The sequence below is a fragment of the Pseudomonas pudica genome (genome assembly GCF_015680405.1).
GTDB classification, from domain to species: domain Bacteria; phylum Pseudomonadota; class Gammaproteobacteria; order Pseudomonadales; family Pseudomonadaceae; genus Aquipseudomonas; species Aquipseudomonas pudica.
This window is the reverse complement of record NZ_JADLJS010000018.1, coordinates 18,006-35,152: the sequence shown is the minus strand read 5'-3', so window position 1 is coordinate 35,152 and position 17,147 is coordinate 18,006. Positions and strand designations below refer to the sequence as shown.

Annotated in this window: 18 protein-coding genes; 9 read left to right on the top strand and 9 right to left on the bottom strand. The window is 63.4% G+C overall.

Annotation, left to right across the window (positions count from 1 at the left end; all coding sequences use genetic code 11):
- Positions 1–100: 100 nt before the first annotated feature.
- The 5 genes from rloA to IRZ77_RS14485 all read left to right on the top strand — a co-directional run bounded on the left by rloA (position 101) and on the right by IRZ77_RS14485 (position 5,563).
- Entirely contained in the window at positions 101–637 is a 537-nt protein-coding gene (rloA, locus tag IRZ77_RS14505; RefSeq protein WP_046615736.1) for a retropepsin-like aspartic peptidase RloA, read from the top strand.
- 5 nt (positions 638–642) lie between these two features.
- Positions 643–2,178, top strand: coding sequence for an osmotic stress tolerance membrane protein RloB (rloB, locus tag IRZ77_RS14500; RefSeq protein ID WP_025338437.1), 1,536 nt, complete (start codon positions 643–645; stop codon positions 2,176–2,178).
- Positions 2,178–3,158: an alpha-L-glutamate ligase-like protein gene (locus IRZ77_RS14495; RefSeq protein WP_046615737.1), complete on the top strand. Its 981-nt coding sequence runs from the start codon at positions 2,178–2,180 to the stop codon at positions 3,156–3,158. Before rloB ends, IRZ77_RS14495 begins: the two co-directional genes overlap by 1 nt.
- Positions 3,159–3,351: 193 nt before the next feature.
- The gene (pabB, locus tag IRZ77_RS14490; protein ID WP_108480320.1) at positions 3,352–4,695 is read left to right on the top strand and encodes an aminodeoxychorismate synthase component I; all 1,344 of its coding nucleotides are present in this window, start codon (positions 3,352–3,354) and stop codon (positions 4,693–4,695) included.
- Between the two features lie 133 nt (positions 4,696–4,828).
- Entirely contained in the window at positions 4,829–5,563 is a 735-nt protein-coding gene (locus IRZ77_RS14485; RefSeq protein ID WP_108480319.1) for a phosphoadenylyl-sulfate reductase, read from the top strand.
- A 126-nt stretch (positions 5,564–5,689) separates the two neighbouring features.
- On the opposite strand, the gene cysB is transcribed toward IRZ77_RS14485, so the two are convergent.
- The 3 genes from cysB to IRZ77_RS14470 all read right to left on the bottom strand — a co-directional run bounded on the left by cysB (position 5,690) and on the right by IRZ77_RS14470 (position 8,361).
- Positions 5,690–6,664, bottom strand: a complete 975-nt coding sequence (gene cysB / locus IRZ77_RS14480) for an HTH-type transcriptional regulator CysB (protein ID WP_013971904.1) — start codon at positions 6,662–6,664, stop codon at positions 5,690–5,692.
- Positions 6,665–6,792: 128 nt separating this feature from the next.
- Positions 6,793–7,290 (bottom strand): universal stress protein, encoded by a 498-nt coding sequence (locus IRZ77_RS14475; protein WP_015269711.1) that lies wholly within the window; start codon positions 7,288–7,290, stop codon positions 6,793–6,795.
- 123 nt (positions 7,291–7,413) lie between these two features.
- A complete protein-coding gene (locus IRZ77_RS14470) occupies positions 7,414–8,361 on the bottom strand; it encodes a putative 2-dehydropantoate 2-reductase (RefSeq protein WP_108480352.1) in 948 nt (315 codons plus the stop codon).
- A gap of 231 nt (positions 8,362–8,592) precedes the next feature.
- Here IRZ77_RS14470 and IRZ77_RS14465 point away from each other — a divergent pair, with 231 nt between their 5' ends.
- Complete coding sequence (locus IRZ77_RS14465; protein WP_085600196.1) at positions 8,593–9,669, top strand: 3-deoxy-7-phosphoheptulonate synthase; 1,077 nt, start codon at positions 8,593–8,595, stop codon at positions 9,667–9,669.
- A 130-nt stretch (positions 9,670–9,799) separates the two neighbouring features.
- Here the strand turns inward: IRZ77_RS14465 and IRZ77_RS14460 are convergent, their stop codons facing one another.
- Entirely contained in the window at positions 9,800–10,081 is a 282-nt protein-coding gene (locus IRZ77_RS14460; protein WP_046615741.1) for a GNAT family N-acetyltransferase, read from the bottom strand.
- Between the two features lie 508 nt (positions 10,082–10,589).
- Here IRZ77_RS14460 and oprI point away from each other — a divergent pair.
- The gene (oprI, locus tag IRZ77_RS14455; protein ID WP_003259780.1) at positions 10,590–10,841 is read left to right on the top strand and encodes an outer membrane lipoprotei OprI; all 252 of its coding nucleotides are present in this window, start codon (positions 10,590–10,592) and stop codon (positions 10,839–10,841) included.
- Between the two features lie 131 nt (positions 10,842–10,972).
- Here oprI and IRZ77_RS14450 read toward each other — a convergent pair whose 3' ends face one another.
- The 3 genes from IRZ77_RS14450 to IRZ77_RS14440 form a co-directional block, all read right to left on the bottom strand.
- Positions 10,973–11,950 (bottom strand): L,D-transpeptidase family protein, encoded by a 978-nt coding sequence (locus IRZ77_RS14450; RefSeq protein WP_046615742.1) that lies wholly within the window; start codon positions 11,948–11,950, stop codon positions 10,973–10,975.
- A gap of 111 nt (positions 11,951–12,061) precedes the next feature.
- A complete protein-coding gene (locus tag IRZ77_RS14445; RefSeq protein WP_013971899.1) occupies positions 12,062–12,352 on the bottom strand; it encodes a hypothetical protein in 291 nt (96 codons plus the stop codon).
- Positions 12,353–12,410: 58 nt separating this feature from the next.
- The gene (locus IRZ77_RS14440) at positions 12,411–13,016 is read right to left on the bottom strand and encodes an arylesterase (RefSeq protein ID WP_046615743.1); all 606 of its coding nucleotides are present in this window, start codon (positions 13,014–13,016) and stop codon (positions 12,411–12,413) included.
- A gap of 10 nt (positions 13,017–13,026) precedes the next feature.
- Here IRZ77_RS14440 and IRZ77_RS14435 point away from each other — a divergent pair, with 10 nt between their 5' ends.
- On the top strand, positions 13,027–13,710 hold the full coding sequence (locus IRZ77_RS14435; RefSeq protein ID WP_016714756.1) for an ABC transporter ATP-binding protein: 684 nt from the start codon (positions 13,027–13,029) through the stop codon (positions 13,708–13,710).
- Entirely contained in the window at positions 13,710–16,217 is a 2,508-nt protein-coding gene (locus IRZ77_RS14430) for an ABC transporter permease (RefSeq protein WP_196173732.1), read from the top strand. Before IRZ77_RS14435 ends, IRZ77_RS14430 begins: the two co-directional genes overlap by 1 nt.
- Positions 16,218–16,343: 126 nt before the next feature.
- On the opposite strand, the gene greB is transcribed toward IRZ77_RS14430, so the two are convergent.
- Together greB and IRZ77_RS14420 are read right to left on the bottom strand one after the other, a co-directional pair.
- A complete protein-coding gene (gene greB, locus IRZ77_RS14425) occupies positions 16,344–16,817 on the bottom strand; it encodes a transcription elongation factor GreB (RefSeq protein ID WP_046617232.1) in 474 nt (157 codons plus the stop codon).
- An 11-nt stretch (positions 16,818–16,828) separates the two neighbouring features.
- Positions 16,829–17,137, bottom strand: coding sequence for a hypothetical protein (locus IRZ77_RS14420; RefSeq protein ID WP_025338428.1), 309 nt, complete (start codon positions 17,135–17,137; stop codon positions 16,829–16,831).
- Between the last annotated feature and the right edge of the window lie 10 nt (positions 17,138–17,147).

Below are 17,147 nucleotides of genomic sequence, written 5' to 3'. Positions count from 1 at the left end.
GGAAGCTTGCGCAGTCGCTGCCAGTCGCCTTGCCCTGAACACGGCTCTGAACATGGCTTTGAAAACAGCCCCGAACCTTGCACTGCACCGCGCCAGGAATATGAGACTTACACCCGCATTATTGCTGCTCTGCCTCACCCTGCTGCCGGCCCTTGGCCAGGCCGCAGGCAAGACCGTGTACGGTCTCAACGAATATGCACGCCTGGGCGACCTGGACCTGGAAGTGGCCGCCAAGCTCGACACCGGCGCCAAGACCGCATCGCTCAGCGCCCGCGACATCAAGCGTTTCAAGCGCAACGGCGAAAGCTGGGTGCGCTTCTACCTGGCCATCGACGCCGCCCATTCCCACCCCATCGAACGCCCGCTGGCACGCGTAAGCAAGATCAAGCGCCGGGCCGGCGACTATGATGCTGAATCGGGCAAGGCCTACACCGCACGCCCGGTCATCGAACTTGAAATCTGCATGGGCCAGGCCGTGCGCACCATCGAAGTCAACCTCACCGACCGCAGCGCCTTCCAGTTCCCGCTGCTGATCGGCTCCGAGGCGCTCAAGCACTTCGACGCGCTGGTCGACCCAAGCCTTAAATACGCGGCCGGCAAACCTGCCTGTGCCACCGACGCTCCCAAAGCAGAGTAATCCCGATGCGCTCTCTTACCCTCCATCTGAAAGTCCTGATCACCGTGCTGGTGCTGTTGGGCGTGGCGGTCACGGCTTATCAGATCTTCGTACTCGGCATCCCGGTAACCGAGGATGAAACCGACGACCTGTGGAACATCGACGCCAAGGTCGAGTTCGTGGCCAGCACCAAGGACCCGGTCAAGGTGCAGATGTTCGTGCCACCGCTGAACCGCGACTACGTCAGCCTCAACGAGAGCTTCATCTCCAACAACTATGGGGTGAGCGTCAACCGTGCCGACGGCAACCGCAAGGTCACCTGGTCGGCCCGCCGCGCCAGCGGCAACCAGACCCTCTACTACCGCCTGGTGCTGACCAAGCGCTACAGCAACGAGAAAACCACGGTCAAAGGCCCCACCTTCCGTGACAGCCTTGCAGTGGAAGGCCCCGAGAAGATTGCCGCCGAGGCCCTGATGGCGCCGATCCGCCAGCACTCGGCCGACGTCGAGACCTTCGTCAGCGAGACCATCAAGCGGGTCAACAACCTCAACGACGACAACGTCAAACTGCTGCTGGCCGGCGACACCACGGCCATGAAGAAGGCCCAGGTCATCGACCTGCTGCTGTCGATCGCCCATGTACCGATGGAGAAGGTGCACACCATCCGCCTGGTGGCCGACACCCCGCAAACCCCGGAACTGTGGCTGCGCAGCTTCAACGGTACCGACTGGCTGTACTTCAACCCGGACACCGGTGAGCAGGGCCTGCCCAGCGATCGCCTGCTGTGGTGGACCGGTGACGACAACCTGATCACCGTCGATGGCGGCAAGAAGGCCAACGTCACCTTCAGCATGAACAACAGCGAGATGAACGCCATCCGCCTGGCCAAGCTGACTGACGAGAATACCGACGCCGACTTCCTCGAATATTCGCTGTACGGCCTGCCGCTGCAGACCCAGCAAACCTTCATGATCATGGTGATGATCCCGATCGGCGTGCTGGTGATCCTGGTGCTGCGCAACCTGGTCGGCCTGCAGACCCTGGGTACCTTCACCCCGGTGCTGATCGCCCTGGCCTTCCGCGAGACCCAGCTGGGCTTCGGTATCGTGCTGTTCACGGTAATCACCGCCCTGGGCCTGTCGCTGCGCTCGTACCTGGAACACCTGAAGCTGCAGATGCTGCCACGCCTGTCGGTGGTACTGACCTTCGTCGTGGTGCTGATTGCGGCCATCAGCCTGTTCAGCCACAAGCTGGGCCTGGAGCGCGGGCTGTCGGTAGCGCTGTTCCCGATGGTGATCCTGACCATGACCATCGAGCGCCTGTCCATCACCTGGGAAGAGCGTGGCGGCGGCCATGCCATGAAAGTGGCCATCGGCACCCTGTTCGCCGCTTCCCTGGCGCACCTGTTGATGATGGTGCCGGAGCTGGTGTACTTCGTGTTCACCTTCCCGGCCGTGCTGCTGATCCTGGTGGGCTTCATGCTGGCGATGGGTCGCTACCGCGGCTACCGCCTGACCGAGCTCGTGCGCTTCAAGGCATTCCTGAAGAAGGCTGACGCCTGATGTTTGGCCTGATCAAGACGTGGAAAGCCCTGGAGGCCCGGGGCATCATGGGTATCAACCGGCGCAACGCGGACTACGTGTTGAAGTACAACAAGCGCCACCTGTACCCGATCGTCGACGACAAGATCATCACCAAGGAGCGCGCCCTGGCGGCCGGCATCCATGTGCCGGAAATGTACGGCATCATCGAGACCGAGAAAGAGATCGAGAAGCTCCACCAGATCATTGGTGGGCGCAGCGATTTCGTCATCAAGCCGGCGCAGGGCGCCGGTGGTGACGGCATCCTGGTGATCGCCGACCGCTTCGAGGACCGCTACCGCACGGTGTCGGGCAAGATCATCAGCCACGAGGAGATCGAGCACCAGATCTCGAGCATCCTCACCGGCCTGTACTCGCTGGGCGGGCACCGCGACCGTGCGCTGATCGAGTACCGGGTCACCCCCGACCAGATCTTCAAGAGCATCAGCTACGAAGGCGTGCCGGACATTCGCATCATCGTGCTGATGGGCTACCCGGTGATGGCCATGCTGCGCCTGCCGACCCGCCAGTCCGGCGGCAAGGCCAACCTGCACCAGGGCGCCATCGGCGTGGGTGTCGACCTGGCTACCGGCGTGACCCTGCGCGGCACCTGGCTGAACAACATCATCAGCAAGCACCCGGACACCACCAACGCGGTGGATGGCGTGCAACTGCCGAACTGGGACGGCTTCATGAAGCTGGCCGCCGGCTGCTACGAGCTGTGCGGCCTGGGCTACATCGGTGTCGACATGGTGCTGGACCAGGACAAGGGGCCACTGATTCTCGAGCTCAACGCCCGCCCCGGCCTGAACATCCAGATCGCCAACGACTGCGGCCTGACCCAGCGCACCCACGCCATCGAGGCGCACCTGGAAGCGCTGGCCAAGGATGGCATAAGCGAAGATGCCGAACAGCGCGTGCGGGTATCGCAAGGCATGTTCGGGCACGTGCATCCGCGCTGAAATCGCCAAGGGCTGCCGTGCAGCCCATTCACAGCACAAGGCTGCTCCTACAGATAACGCGATATCCTGTAGGCGCAGCCTTGTGCTGCGAACGGGCTGCAAACACATTGTTGAATGTCGCGCCCAGTGCTAGGCGCATTTCCCGCACAGGTCTACAATCGCCCTCCTCGCTTTTACATCGCCGTCCATACTGATGCCGACCTGTACGCTTCACCCCCTGCCCTATCAGCCCGACCCTGCCGCCTATTTCGCCCGCCTGCGCCAGGCCCCCGGTGCAATCCTGCTGGACAGCGCCCGCCCCGGCGCCGAACGCGGGCGTTTCGACCTGCTCAGCGCCTGGCCGCTGCAACACCTGCAGGCGCAGCCCGACGAAGATGGGCGCCGCTTCCTCCAGCGCCTGCGCGCCGGCCTAGCACGGTTGGGCCATGCGCAGTTGCCCGCAGGTACCGAGCTGCCGTTCGCTGGCGGCCTGATCGGGTACCTGAGCTATGACTTCGGCCGCCGCCTGGAACACCTGCCCAGCCTGGCCGTGGACGACCTTGGCCTGCCAGACGCGCAACTGGGCCTGTATGCCTGGGCGCTGGTGACCGACCACCAGTGCGCGACCAGCCAACTGGTGTTCCACCCAAGCCTGTCGGGCAGCGAACGGGAACGCCTGATCGCCCTGTTCGAAGGGGCCGACAACGCGGAAATCGGCAGCTTCCAGCTACTCGCGCCGATGGCCGGCGACCTGCAGCCCGAGCAGTACAAGGCCGCCTTTGACCAGGTGCAGCGCTACATCCAGGCCGGTGATTGCTACCAGATCAACCTTACCCAGCGCTTCCGCGCGCCTTGCCAGGGCGACCCGTGGCACGCTTACCAGGCCCTGCGCAAAGCCTGCCCCACCCCCTTCTCCGGCTACCAGCAACTGGCCGACGGCAGCGCCCTGCTGAGCTTTTCGCCCGAGCGCTTCATCCGCGTCAGCCAGCGCCAGGTGGAAACCCGGCCGATCAAGGGCACCCGCCCGCGCGCCAGCAACCCGGTAGAAGACATGCGCAATGCCGAGGAACTGCTGCACAGCCCCAAGGATCGCTCGGAAAACCTGATGATCGTCGACCTGCTGCGTAACGACCTGGGGCGCACCTGCGAGATCGGCTCGGTGAAGGTGCCGGAGCTGTTCAGCCTGGAGAGCTACCCCAACGTGCACCACCTGGTCAGCAGCATCACCGGCCAGCTGGCCAGCGACAAGGACGCCCTGGACCTGATCGGCGACAGCTTCCCAGGCGGCTCGATCACCGGCGCGCCGAAGATCCGCGCCATGCAGATCATCGACGAACTGGAGCCGGCACGCCGGGCGCTGTACTGCGGCTCACTGCTATACGTGGACGTGCGCGGCGAAATGGACAGCTCGATTGCCATTCGCAGCCTGCTGGTCAAGGGCGGGCAGGTCAGCTGCTGGGGCGGCGGCGCGGTGGTGGCCGACTCCGAGTGGCAGGCCGAGTATGAAGAGTCGATTGCCAAGGTGCGGGTGCTGATGGAGACCCTGCAAGGCTTGTGATCGTTGGTGAATTCTTCGCGGGCGAGCCCGCGAAGCAGGCGCCACCGACTCCAAGACCGCCTGCCCCGCCATTTTTTGTTACCATCACCTCACTACGAGCGCACAGCGCCACAGCCAAGATGGAAACCGCCTGATGAGCCAACCCTTCGACGTCGCCGCCCTGGCCGCGACCTATGCCAACAAGTCCCCGCAGGACATCCTCAAGCTTGCTTTCGAGCACTTCGGTGATGACCTGTGGATCTCCTTCAGCGGCGCCGAGGACGTGGTGCTGGTGGACATGGCCTGGAAACTGAACAAGCAGGTCAAGGTGTTCAGCCTCGACACCGGCCGCCTGCACCCGGAGACCTACCGGTTCATCGACCAGGTCCGCGAGCAGTACAACCTGCCGATCGAGATCCTCAGCCCCGACCGCGCCAAGCTCGACCCGTTCGTCAAGGAAAAGGGCCTGTTCAGCTTCTACAAGGACGGCCACGGCGAGTGCTGCGGCATCCGCAAGATCGAGCCGCTGCGCCGCAAGCTGGCCACCGTGAGCGCCTGGGCCACCGGCCAGCGCCGTGACCAGAGCCCGGGCACCCGCAGCCAGGTGGCGGCAGTGGAAATCGACAGCGCCTTCTCCACCGCCGAACGCACCCTGTACAAATTCAACCCGCTGGCGCAGATGACCAGCGAGGAAGTGTGGGGTTATATCCGCATGCTGGAGCTGCCATACAACAGCCTGCACGAGCGCGGTTTCATCAGCATTGGTTGCGAGCCTTGCACCCGCCCGGTGCTGCCAAACCAGCATGAGCGCGAAGGGCGCTGGTGGTGGGAAGAGTCGACGCAGAAGGAATGCGGGTTGCACGCAGGCAACCTGATTACCAAGGCATAAACAGCTGGGCCGTTGTGGGAGCGGGTTCACCCGCGAACAGCGGCAAAGCCGGTGCCATACACCGCTTCGCCTTCTTCGCGGGTAAACCCGCTCCCACAGGGGCCATGCGGCCCCTGCAATTCCGGATCAGTGCACCGGCAGTTCGACGCCTTCGAACAGATCTTCCAGCTCCTGCTTGTTGTGGCACTGTATGGCCTTGGCCATCACTTCACGGGTCAGGTGCGGGGCGAACTTCTCGATGAAGTCGCACATGAAACCACGCAGGAAGGTGCCGCGGCGGAAGCCGATCTTGGTGATGCTGGCTTCGAACAGCTCGCTGGCATCCAAGGCCACCAGGTCGCTATCGAGCTTGGTGTCCACCGCCATCTTGGCGACGATCCCCACGCCCAGCCCCAGGCGCACATAAGTCTTGATCACGTCGGCGTCAGCCGCGGTGAACACCACTTTCGGCGTAAGGCCGCGGTGGTTGAACGCTTCGTCCAGCTTCGAACGCCCGGTGAAACCGAACACGTAGGTAACGATCGGGTATTCGGCGACCGCTTCCAGGGTCAGCTTCGGCAGTTTGGTCAACGGATGGCCCTGCGGCACTACCACGCAGCGGTTCCACTTGTAGCACGGCATCATGATCAGGTCGCCGAACAGCTCCAGCGCCTCGGTGGCGATGGCGAAGTCGACAGTACCGTCCGCGGCCATCTCGGCAATCTGCATGGGCGAACCCTGGTGCATGTGCAAGGACACTTCCGGGTACTGCTTGATGAAATTGCTGATCACCGGCGGCAAGGCATAACGCGCCTGGGTATGAGTGGTGGCGATGGACAGCGTGCCCTTCTTCTCGTTGGAGAACTCCTGGGCAATCTGCTTGATGCTTTCGACCTTGCGCAGGATTTCGCCGGCGGTATTGATGATGCGCTCACCGGCCGGGGTAACGCGGGTCAGGTGTTTGCCGCTGCGGGCAAAGACTTCAACACCCAGTTCATCCTCGAGCAGGCGGATCTGCTTGCTGATACCTGGCTGGGAGGTATACAGGCTCTGCGCCGTCGCGGAGACGTTGAGGTCATGGTGCGCCACTTCCCAGATGTAGCGCAGTTGTTGAAGCTTCATAGGTTCCCCTCGGTTCAGCGATGAGTCCGCGGCAGCAGGCAGCGACGATATATAACTATATTAGTGGTTCTGGAAATAAATCTAGAACTATTTTGTTACATACCCCACGAAATGGCCTACGGCTATCTTCATGCTTTCCTACGCCCCAAATGCTGCGCCAGCGGCACCATGTACACGGGTACCGGCGACAGCTGCAGCAGCCGCACCGCCGTACGCCCCAATGGCACATCCACGCCGGCGCCAGCGCTGTGGCTACCGAAAATCAGCAGGTCGACGCTCAGCCGCTGTGCCTGGTCGAGGATCACCTGCGCCGGGTCGCCCTGGCGTACCCGCACCGCCTTGATCACCGCCAGATCGGCCTCCTCGCCCAGTTCGTCGCGAAAGTTTTCCAGCACACGCTGCTCGATATTGGCCATCACCGTGTTCACCCCCTGGCTGTGCAGCTGGTCGAGCGTCTGTTCATCGAGGTAGCTTTGCAAGAGAGATTCAGCGAACTGGCCCATGGGCTCCACCGCGTGGATCACATACAACTCGGCGCCGAATGTGCGCGCCAGCGCCAGCGCGTGTTGCATGACAAAAGGGGCGTAGACACCGAGGTCGGTGGCGTACAGCATGGAGTGGATCATTCGACCTCCTCGACTGCCGCTGCGGCAGAGCAAGCTTCAGCTTAGCAGCGCGCCGGACGCACGCTTTGCCGTCCGGCGTGCTGGTGATGCGGGCTGGAGGGCCCGGCAGCGCCAGCGCCACCCTCAGCGGGTCTGTTGGCCCCGGTCGATGAAAGCCAGCGCCTGGTACAGCATCTCCATGCGCGGCAAGTGGCAGCCCGCCGCACGCGCCTGTGCCAATGGCTCTGCATAGATGGCCTGCAGTTCCAGCGGGCGCTTGTGGACATGGTCGTGGTACATGCTGGGCCAGTAATCGGGCATGCGCTCGGTCACCTGGAACAGGTGCTCGGCATACCCTTCGGGCAATACATGGCCACACGCCGCCGCCCCCTGGACCACCTCGGCCATCAAGGCCTGAATCAGGGCGCGGCCATGGCTGTCGGCCATCAGCGGCGTGGTGCTGGCACCGAGCAGCACCGACAGGCCGTTGTAAGGCACGTTCCAAACCAGCTTCTGCCAGCGTGCCTGGACCAGGTCGGGCATGGCCTGCGAGTCGATGCCCGCAGCCCGGAACAGCCCCGCGCCTTCATTGACCAGTGCAGCACCGCCATCGTTGGCCGGCCCGCTGTGGTAACCGAGGTTGACCGCACCCAGGGCCTGATGGCGGATCACACCGGGCGCCTGGCGGTTGACGCAGATGAAACACAGGCCGCCGAGCAGGTGCATGTCACTGCGCAAGGCAGGGCGCAACTGCTCTTCCACGCCCAGGCCGTTCTGCAGCAGCACCACCTTGGCGCCAGGTGCGGCCACCTGCACGATCAGCGGCGCCAGCTGGTCATTGCTGGTGGCCTTGGCCCCCACCAGCAGCCAGTCGCAGGGCGGCATGTCGGCGACACTGGCATAGGCCTGCACCTTCATCTGCAAGTTGCCATGCACGGCACTGTCCAGGGCCAACCCCTTCTCGCGAACAACCTCGTACTCGCTGCGCAACAGAAAATGCACATCGAAGCCGGCCCGGGCCAGCATCAACCCATAGAAGCCGCCGATGGCGCCACTGCCGATGATGCCGATACGTGGTGTGTGCGAATGCATGCCGATCTCCAGGTAAAAGTCAGCCCTCTTTTTACACAGGTTGCGCAGCGCTGGGCAGCCCATGCACGACAAACACCTGCCATCTCGGAAAAACCCCACACGGACTGGGCCCAGCCCATTGTCGCGCCACCTGTAACGCGCTAAGGTTCGGCTCCCCGCTGCGATTATTCTTGCTGCTGGGCCGCACGGGGATAGTTGGCGGCCGGCACCCGTGACCTGACGAGTAACACGATGGCTGATTTACCGATCGATGACTTGAACGTTGCCTCCAACGAGACCCTGATCACTCCTGATCAACTCAAGAAGGAACTACCCCTCAGCGCCAAGGCCCTGCAGACCGTTACTGCCGGCCGTGAAGTGGTGCGCAATATTCTCGACGGCAAGGACCATCGCCTGTTCGTCGTGGTCGGCCCTTGCTCGATCCACGACATCAAGGCCGCCCACGAATATGCCGAGCGCCTGAAAGTGCTGGCCGAGGAAGTGTCCGACACACTGTACCTGGTCATGCGCGTGTATTTCGAGAAGCCGCGCACCACCGTCGGCTGGAAAGGCCTGATCAACGACCCGTACCTGGATGACTCGTTCAAGATCCAGGATGGCCTGCACATCGGCCGCAAGCTGCTGCTGGACCTGGCCGAAATGGGCCTGCCGACCGCCACCGAAGCACTCGACCCGATTTCCCCGCAGTACCTGCAGGACCTGATCAGCTGGTCGGCCATCGGCGCCCGCACCACCGAATCGCAGACCCACCGCGAAATGGCATCGGGCCTGTCCTCGGCGGTCGGCTTCAAGAACGGCACCGACGGCGGCCTGACCGTTGCCATCAACGCCCTGCAGTCGGTGTCCAAGCCGCACCGCTTCCTTGGCATCAACCAGGAAGGCGGCGTGTCGATCGTCACCACCAAGGGCAACCCGTACGGCCACGTGGTACTGCGCGGCGGCAACGGCAAGCCGAACTACGATTCGGTCAGCGTCGCCCTATGCGAGCAGGACCTGGCCAAGGCCAAGATCAAGGCCAACATCATGGTCGACTGCAGCCACGCCAACTCCAACAAGGACCCGGCCCTGCAACCGCTGGTAATGGAGAACGTCGCCAACCAGATCCTCGAAGGCAACCAGTCGATCATCGGCCTGATGGTCGAAAGCCACCTGAACTGGGGCTGCCAGTCGATTCCGAAGAACCTGGACGATTTGCAGTACGGCGTGTCGATCACCGATGCCTGCATCGACTGGTCGGCTACCGAAAAGACCTTGCGCAGCATGCGTGCCAAGCTGAAGGATGTGCTGCCGCAGCGCAAGCGCGGCTGATACAAGAAAGCGGGGCCGCTTCGCGCCCCATCGCCGGAAAGCCAGCCCCCACATTTCAGGCGTTTCGCCGTACGTGTGGGAGCCAGCTTGCCGGCGATGGACGCGAAGCGGCCCCGCTTTTTTTACAGAATCAGACCTTGCTCGAATGCCGTTGCTGGCGCTCCATGTAGCGCTCCACGTACGAGCAGGACGGAATCACCGTGTAGCCCATCTGGTCAGCGTACTCCAGGGCCCGTTCGGTCAGGGCGGCAGCAATCCCGCGGCCGCGCAGGGCGTTGGGTACGAAGGTGCGATAGATGTCCAGCGTCTGCTTGCCCAGGTCCATGTACGTCAGATAGGCACGATGACCGTCCACGCTGGTCTCGAACTGATGACCGGCCTGGTCATGGTGGATGGTCAGCGCTTCGCTCATCACTACTCCTCGCAGGTCTACTCGGCAGACCCATACCTTAACCGATGGTGGTTTATCCGGCACAGAATCCTCTACGCCACCTGTTGCCCCTTCGACCACTGGACGATTGCAATCGTTCGGATCCTGTGGCACTCACAAGATAGTAGGCGCCGCAGGCGGGATTGCTCAAGGTGGTGGCGGTTAAAAATGGCGAAAATGCGGCCAGATGTCATTCTTGCCAGCGCACCAGGAAGCCACCCGGTGTACTAGGGCTTAAGACGCTGAAGGACAGTTAAAGTCACCCTTAGTTCAACAAAAAAGTTCCTGTACTACAGTCGCTTGCGAACCCTGTACGTTTTTTTCACAGGCGTGTCGCAAATCTTGTCGGAAAGGCGTCAAGCAACATTTTTTTTGCAGTTCTTGCGCTTAGTCAGTTTACTTACTACAAGTAATGGGTACTATGTACGCCGGCCAGTTTCTCTTTTCCGAGAGATGGCTATTTAATAGAAAGTCCTTGAAGGGGAACACGATGAACAACGTTCTGAAATTCTCTGCTCTGGCTCTGGCCGCAGTTCTGGCTACCGGTTGCAGCAGCGTATCCAAAGAAACCGAAGCTCGTCTGACTGCGACTGAAGACGCAGCAGCTCGCGCTCAAGCTCGTGCAGACGAAGCCTACCGTAAGGCTGACGACGCACTGGCAGCCGCTCAGAAGGCTCAGCAGACCGCTGACGAAGCCAACGAGCGCGCTCTGCGTATGCTGGACAAAGCCAGCCGCAAGTAATAATCCTCACGGATTGTTATGGAGCCGACCCACTTGTGGGTCGGCTTTTTTATTGCCGGTACACAAGCAAACGCGCCTGGCAGAAACGAAAAGGCCTGCACTAAGGCAGGCCCGGGTGTGTCGCAATTACCTTACTGCAGTTCGGGCGGAATGCTCGAAACCATCGGTGCCCCACCCTGGCTTTCGGCCGGCACGGCAATTTCCACAGGCATGCCATCTTCCGCGGCCACCACGTCACGCACCATGTCCCAGTTCATGCGTAGGTTATTTGCCAGATCTTCACGCTTGAGCAAGGCGTTGATAACAGCAGTGTGTTTATCGACCACCGACGGATTACCCTGGTCGTCCAACGGCGTGTGCGCCTCCAGATAGACCTTTCCGCCACTGATACCGAACTTGTAGGGCTCATTGATGATGCGCACCGGCGTACCCACCGGCACCATCTTCGACAGTTCCAGCACGTTGTTGTTGAGCATGCGGAAGCAACCGTGACTGGTACGCATGCCAATGCCGAATTTCTTGTTCGAACCATGAATCAGGTAACCCGGTACGCCAAGGGTGAACTTGAACGGCCCCAGCGGGTTGTCCGGGCCGGCCGGCACCACGCTCGGCAGGATGTCACCGTCAGCCGCGTGCTCGGCACGGATCGACGCTGGAGGGGTCCAGGTCGGGTTCGGCGTCTTGGCGGTGATCTTGGTATTGGCGATCGGCGAACCCCAGCCTTCACGGCCAATACCCAGAGGGAAGGTATGCACCACGTTCTGCCCTTTCGGGAAGTAGTACATGCGGTATTCGGCCAGGTTGATGACGATGCCCTCACGCGGGCCCGGCGGCAGGATGTAGCGGGTCGGCAGGATGATCTCGGTGCCGGCACCTGGCAGCCATGGATCCACGCCCGGGTTGGCGGCGATCATTTCCAGGTAGCCGAGGTCGTTGGCGGTGCCGATATCGGCGAACGTGTCCTCGTACTTTGCCTTGATCACATGCACCTGGCCGATGATGTCTTCACCGGGTGGTGGCAATGGCAGCTCCAGCGCAGCAGCGGGGCCTGCTACCAGCAGGGCGGCCAGGGACAGGCTACGGGTGACGGCAGGAAAGCGCGGCAACATCCGGTAAATCCTTCGAAAGGTGGGTCAAGAGAATCGATTGTACACCTGCGCCGATGCAAGCGGGAGGCATTGGCGCCATGCAAGCGTTCCAGATGATGAAAGGTGCGGTGTTCAGCCGCCCTGCAGCTCCGGCCACACCGGGCGCATGCCGCGCCGCTGGGCATCGAGGATCGCGCGGCACAGGTCGCACAGGCGGCCGTCGCGGTAGATCGAGCGCGGTACCCCCGACCAGCGCGGTTGCGCAGGCAGCAGGCCACCGCACAGAGTGCGGTCGGCCGGTACGCCCAGCTCGAGCTGTCGGGCCACGAGGTGGACGCGGATTTCCTGGCAGGCGAACAGGTCGAGCTGCTCATCAGGCTCGATCAGTTGGTAGGCATAAAGGGACCAGGCAGGGCGCGGCATTGGTGGCACTCGAAACGGGGGGCGCAACATTAGCCGAAAGACGGCGCCGTTTAAAGCATCAGAGCAAGGGTTTTATCGCCGGCCAGGCATTTTCCAGCAGGCGCTGCTGGGCGGCCTGAGCCGGGTGAATGCCATCCGCCTGCATCAACTCAGGCACGCCCCCTACCCCCTCGAGGAAAAATGGCACCAGCGGAACCTGTTTTTCGGCAGCCAGCTGTTCATAGACCTGGGCGAAGGCGGTGGTGTAGCGCACGCCATAATTGGGCGGCAGGCGCATGCCCAGCAGCACCACCTTGGCACCGGCCTTGCGCGCACTCTCGATCATTGAGGCAAGATTTTGTTGCAATTGCGCTGGCGACTGCCCGCGCAAGCCATCATTGCCGCCCAGCTCCAGCACCACCAGGCTCGGCTTGTGCGCTGCAAGCAGCGCCGGCAGCCGCGCCTGGCCACCTGCACTGGTGTCGCCGCTGATCGACGCATTGACCACCTTGTCGTCGAAACCTTCTTCCAGCAGGCGGGTCTGCAACAGGGAAACCCAGCCCTGGCGGGTATCCAGGCCAAAACCGGCGCTGATACTATCGCCGACAATCAGCAGTGTTCCCGCCGCCGCGCTCTGGGCCAGGCAATACAGGGCCAGACCGGCACTCAACCACCACACTCGCATCGGATTCTCCATGGGCCCCAGCATTCTCGTTGCGCAGAACCTTAGCAAAGTGGTCCCCAGCGCGGAAGGTGACCTGACCATCCTGCACGCGCTGTCCCTCGACCTGGCCCAGGGCGACAGCCTGGCCATCGTCGGCGCCTCGGGCTCGGGCAAGTCTACCCTGCTCGGCCTGCTCGCCGGCCTCGACCAGCCCAGTGCCGGCAAAGTCATCCTCGCTGGCCACGACCTGGGGCCGCTGGATGAAGACCAACGCGCGCGGGTGCGCGCCGAGCATGTAGGCTTTGTGTTCCAGTCGTTCCAGCTGCTCGACAGCCTCAACGCCCTGGAAAACGTCATGCTGCCGCTGGAGCTGGACGGCCGTCGCGATGCCCGCGAACACGCGCGCACCCTCCTCGAACGGGTCGGCCTGGGCAAGCGCCTGAGCCACACCCCGCGCCAGCTTTCGGGTGGCGAACAGCAACGGGTGGCCATTGCCCGTGCCTTTGCCGCGCAACCGGCGGTGCTGTTCGCCGACGAGCCCACCGGCAACCTAGACAGCCACACCGGCGAACGCATCAGCGACCTGCTGTTCGAACTGAACAAGGAACGCGGTACCACTCTGGTGCTGGTTACCCATGATGAACGCCTGGCCCGGCGCTGCCGCCGCCAGATCCGCCTGGATGCAGGCCGCCTGGTGGCGCCGGTGGAGGCCTGATGAACCACATGCCGCTGTCCCGCCTGTGCGGCCTGGCCCTGCGCCAGCTGCTGCGCGACATTCGCGCCAGCGAAGTGCGCGTGCTGTTCTTCGCCCTGCTGGTGGCGGTGGCGGCCAGCACTGCCATCGGCTATTTCGGTGCCCGCCTCAACGGCGCCATGCAACTGCGCGCCAGCGAGTTCCTGGGTGCCGACCTGGTGGTGCAGGGCAGTGCACCGGCCCGCGACCAGCAGATCGAGGCCGGCAAGGCGCTTGGCTTGCGCCACGCTCAGGTGGTCGAGTTCACCAGCGTGGTCGGCGGCGACAACGGCATCCAGCTGTCCAGCGTCAAGGCTGCCGATGGTGCCTATCCGTTGCGCGGGCAAGTGCGCAGTGCCGCGGAGCCCTATGCAGCAGAAACCCCGGGCGGTGGCCCGGCACCTGGCGAAGCATGGGTCGAGCCACGCTTGCTGGCGGCACTGGGGCTTAAGGTTGGCGACAGCATCGATGTGGGCATGAAGACGCTGCGCATGACCCGCGTACTCACCTACGAACCGGACCGCGCCAACAACTTCTACAGCCTTACCCCACGGGTAATGATGAACCTGGCCGATCTGCAGGCCACCGGCGTGATTCAACCGGGCAGCCGGGTCACCTACCGCGACCTGTGGCGCGGCGATGCCGAAGCGTTGGCGCAGTACCGCGGTGCGCTGAAAAAGGACCTGGCCGCCAACCAGCGCCTGCGCGACACCCGCGATGGCAACCAGCAGGTCGGCGGCGCCCTGGGCAAGGCCGAGCGCTACCTGAACATGGCCAGCCTGGTGGCGGTGCTGCTGGCAGGCGTCGCCGTTGCCCTGTCTGCCAGCCGCTATGCCGCACGCCGCCTGGACGCCAGCGCCCTGCTGCGCTGCCTGGGCCTTTCGCGCCGCCAGGCACTGGGCCTGTACTGCCTGCAATTGGCCATGCTTGGCCTGGTCGCCGCGCTGGTCGGCGCCCTGCTCGGCTGGCTGGCCCAGCTGGGCCTGTTCCGCCTGCTGCATGGCCTGCTGCCAAGCGTGGTGCCTGCAGGTGGCATCGTCCCGGCCCTGGCCGGCATCGCTACGGGGCTGGTGGCCCTGGCCGGCTTCGCCCTGCCGCCAATTGCCGCGCTGGGTCAGGTGCCGCCGTTGCGCGTGCTACGCCGCGACCTGCTGCCGATACCGCCCAGCAGCTGGCTGGTGTACGGCGCGGCCCTGTTCGCCCTGGGCCTGATCATGTGGCGCCTGAGCCTGGACCTGCTGCTCACCTTCGCACTGCTCGGAGGCGGCCTGGTCGCCGCACTGCTGCTCGGCGGCCTGCTGCTGCTCGGTTTGCGCAGCCTGCGCCAATTGCTGGCCGGGGCTCCACTGACCTGGCGCCTGGGGCTGGGCCAACTGCTGCGCCACCCCATGGCCGCTGCCGGCCAGGCCCTGGCCTTCGGCCTGATCCTGCTGGCCATGGCCCTGGTCGCGCTGCTGCGCGCGGAACTGCTCGACACCTGGCAAGCGCAGTTGCCCAAGGATGCACCCAACCATTTTGCCCTGAACATCCTGCCGGATGATCGCGAGCCCTTCGCCCAACACTTGCAGCAGGTCAATGCCACCTCGGCACCGCTGTACCCGGTGACACCCGGCCGCCTGGTGCGAATCAACGACCAACCGGTGCAGCAAGTGGTCAGCAAGGATTCGGCAGGCGAGCGCGCCGTGCAGCGCGACCTCAGCCTGACCTGGGCAGCCGAACTGCCCCAAGGCAACGCACTGACGGGTGGCAACTGGTGGCAGGCGTTGCCCGCCGAAGATGAAATCCCCGGTGTGTCGGTGGAGGCGGAACTGGCCAGCAGCCTGAAGCTGCAACTGGGCGACCTGCTGACCTTCGACATCGGCGGCCAGCAGCGCCAGGCCCGGGTCAGCAGCCTGCGCAGCGTGCACTGGGACAGCTTCCAGCCGAACTTCTACATGATCTTCCAGCCCGGCACGTTGCAGGGGCTGCCGACCACCTACCTGACCAGCTTCTATCTGGCACCGGGCCATGACCTGGATGTGGTGGCACTGTCACGGGCATTCCCGGCGGTGACCATCCTGCAGGTGGACGCCTTGCTCGATCAGCTGCGCAGCATCCTCGCCCAGGTGACCCTGGCGGTGGAATATGTGTTGCTGTTCGTGCTGGCAGCCGGGTTGGCGGTGCTGTTCGCTGGCTTGCAGGCGACGCTGGACGAGCGCATCCGCCAGGGCGCCTTGCTACGTGCGCTGGGCGCGGCGCGGCCATTGCTTGTCAAGGCGCGACGGATCGAGTTCGGCTTGCTGGGTGCGGCCAGCGGCTTGCTGGCAGCGGTCGGGTGCGAGCTGATTACCCTGGTGCTGTACCGCTATGCCTTCGACCTGCAATGGAGCCCGCATGTGTGGTTGCTGCTGTTGCCGCTGGCAGGGGCGTTGCTGGTGGGCGGTGCGGGGGTGCTGGGGACGCGGCGGGCGCTGAATGCCAGCCCGTTGGCGGTTTTACGCGAGAGTTGATGACAGCCTGTGCCGGCCTCTTCGCGGGTAAACCCGCCCCCACAGGTCCGACACAGGTTTCAAGTACCGTGGTGAACCTGTGGGAGCGGGTTTACCCGCGAAGAGGCCGGCACAGGCAACATCGACTCATTGCCCGTAGCTGACGCTGTTTACATACCAGGTCGCTTCACCGGTAGGTGTGTGCACCACCACCTCATCACCCTCCTCCTTTTTCAGCAAGGCGCGAGCCATGGGCGAGTCGATCGAGATGTAGTCATTGCGCCCATAGATCTCGTCATACCCGACGATGCGAAACTTCATGGTCTCGCCCTCGTCGTTCTCGATCTCCACCCAGGCACCGAAGAACACCTTGCCCTCTTGCTGCGGCGAGTAGGCCACCACCTTCACATCTTCAAGACGCTTGCGCAGGTAACGCACCCGGCGGTCGATCTCACGCAGCAGCTTCTTGTTGTACTGGTAGTCGGCGTTCTCGCTGCGATCGCCCAGCGATGCCGCCCAGGTAACCTTCTGGGTAATCTCCGGGCGGTATACCCGCCACAGGTGGTCCAGTTCTTTCTTCAGCGCCTCATGGCCTTCCGCGGTGATGATGTTGGTACTCAACTGCACGCTCCTCAGCGGCGGGTAATCAGGCCTTGGCGCGCGATACGGGTGAGGTGGCCGATGATTTCGGCGGCCTCGTCCGGTGCCGGGGCCTGGATCACGGCCAGGTCGAAACGGTCATTGCCATACTGTGCGAGGTGGCAGCCGGTATCGGCGAACTGGATCAGAAATGCACGCGCCTGGCCCTTGCGCCGGGACAGGCCTTCAAGGTGACGTAAAAGAGTGGGTTGATGCTGGCCGCCGAGCAGGATGCGCGGTGTGCGGGATGCCTGGCTGGCAGGCAAGGGGCTCAAACAGACACTGGTACGTGGGCAACTCATGGAGCTTCTC

What these genes read in the sequence shown, in the direction of transcription:
- rloA (WP_046615736.1), top strand. Translation starts at nt 101, where the DNA reads ATGAGACTTACACCCGCATTATTGCTGCTCTGCCTCACCCTGCTGCCG.
- rloB (WP_025338437.1), top strand. Translation starts at nt 643, where the DNA reads ATGCGCTCTCTTACCCTCCATCTGAAAGTCCTGATCACCGTGCTGGTG.
- IRZ77_RS14495 (WP_046615737.1), top strand. Translation starts at nt 2,178, where the DNA reads ATGTTTGGCCTGATCAAGACGTGGAAAGCCCTGGAGGCCCGGGGCATC.
- pabB (WP_108480320.1), top strand. Translation starts at nt 3,352, where the DNA reads ATGCCGACCTGTACGCTTCACCCCCTGCCCTATCAGCCCGACCCTGCC.
- IRZ77_RS14485 (WP_108480319.1), top strand. Translation starts at nt 4,829, where the DNA reads ATGAGCCAACCCTTCGACGTCGCCGCCCTGGCCGCGACCTATGCCAAC.
- cysB (WP_013971904.1), bottom strand. Translation starts at nt 6,664, where the DNA reads ATGAAGCTTCAACAACTGCGCTACATCTGGGAAGTGGCGCACCATGAC.
- IRZ77_RS14475 (WP_015269711.1), bottom strand. Translation starts at nt 7,290, where the DNA reads ATGATCCACTCCATGCTGTACGCCACCGACCTCGGTGTCTACGCCCCT.
- IRZ77_RS14470 (WP_108480352.1), bottom strand. Translation starts at nt 8,361, where the DNA reads ATGCATTCGCACACACCACGTATCGGCATCATCGGCAGTGGCGCCATC.
- IRZ77_RS14465 (WP_085600196.1), top strand. Translation starts at nt 8,593, where the DNA reads ATGGCTGATTTACCGATCGATGACTTGAACGTTGCCTCCAACGAGACC.
- IRZ77_RS14460 (WP_046615741.1), bottom strand. Translation starts at nt 10,081, where the DNA reads ATGAGCGAAGCGCTGACCATCCACCATGACCAGGCCGGTCATCAGTTC.
- oprI (WP_003259780.1), top strand. Translation starts at nt 10,590, where the DNA reads ATGAACAACGTTCTGAAATTCTCTGCTCTGGCTCTGGCCGCAGTTCTG.
- IRZ77_RS14450 (WP_046615742.1), bottom strand. Translation starts at nt 11,950, where the DNA reads ATGTTGCCGCGCTTTCCTGCCGTCACCCGTAGCCTGTCCCTGGCCGCC.
- IRZ77_RS14445 (WP_013971899.1), bottom strand. Translation starts at nt 12,352, where the DNA reads ATGCCGCGCCCTGCCTGGTCCCTTTATGCCTACCAACTGATCGAGCCT.
- IRZ77_RS14440 (WP_046615743.1), bottom strand. Translation starts at nt 13,016, where the DNA reads ATGCGAGTGTGGTGGTTGAGTGCCGGTCTGGCCCTGTATTGCCTGGCC.
- IRZ77_RS14435 (WP_016714756.1), top strand. Translation starts at nt 13,027, where the DNA reads ATGGGCCCCAGCATTCTCGTTGCGCAGAACCTTAGCAAAGTGGTCCCC.
- IRZ77_RS14430 (WP_196173732.1), top strand. Translation starts at nt 13,710, where the DNA reads ATGAACCACATGCCGCTGTCCCGCCTGTGCGGCCTGGCCCTGCGCCAG.
- IRZ77_RS14420 (WP_025338428.1), bottom strand. Translation starts at nt 17,137, where the DNA reads ATGAGTTGCCCACGTACCAGTGTCTGTTTGAGCCCCTTGCCTGCCAGC.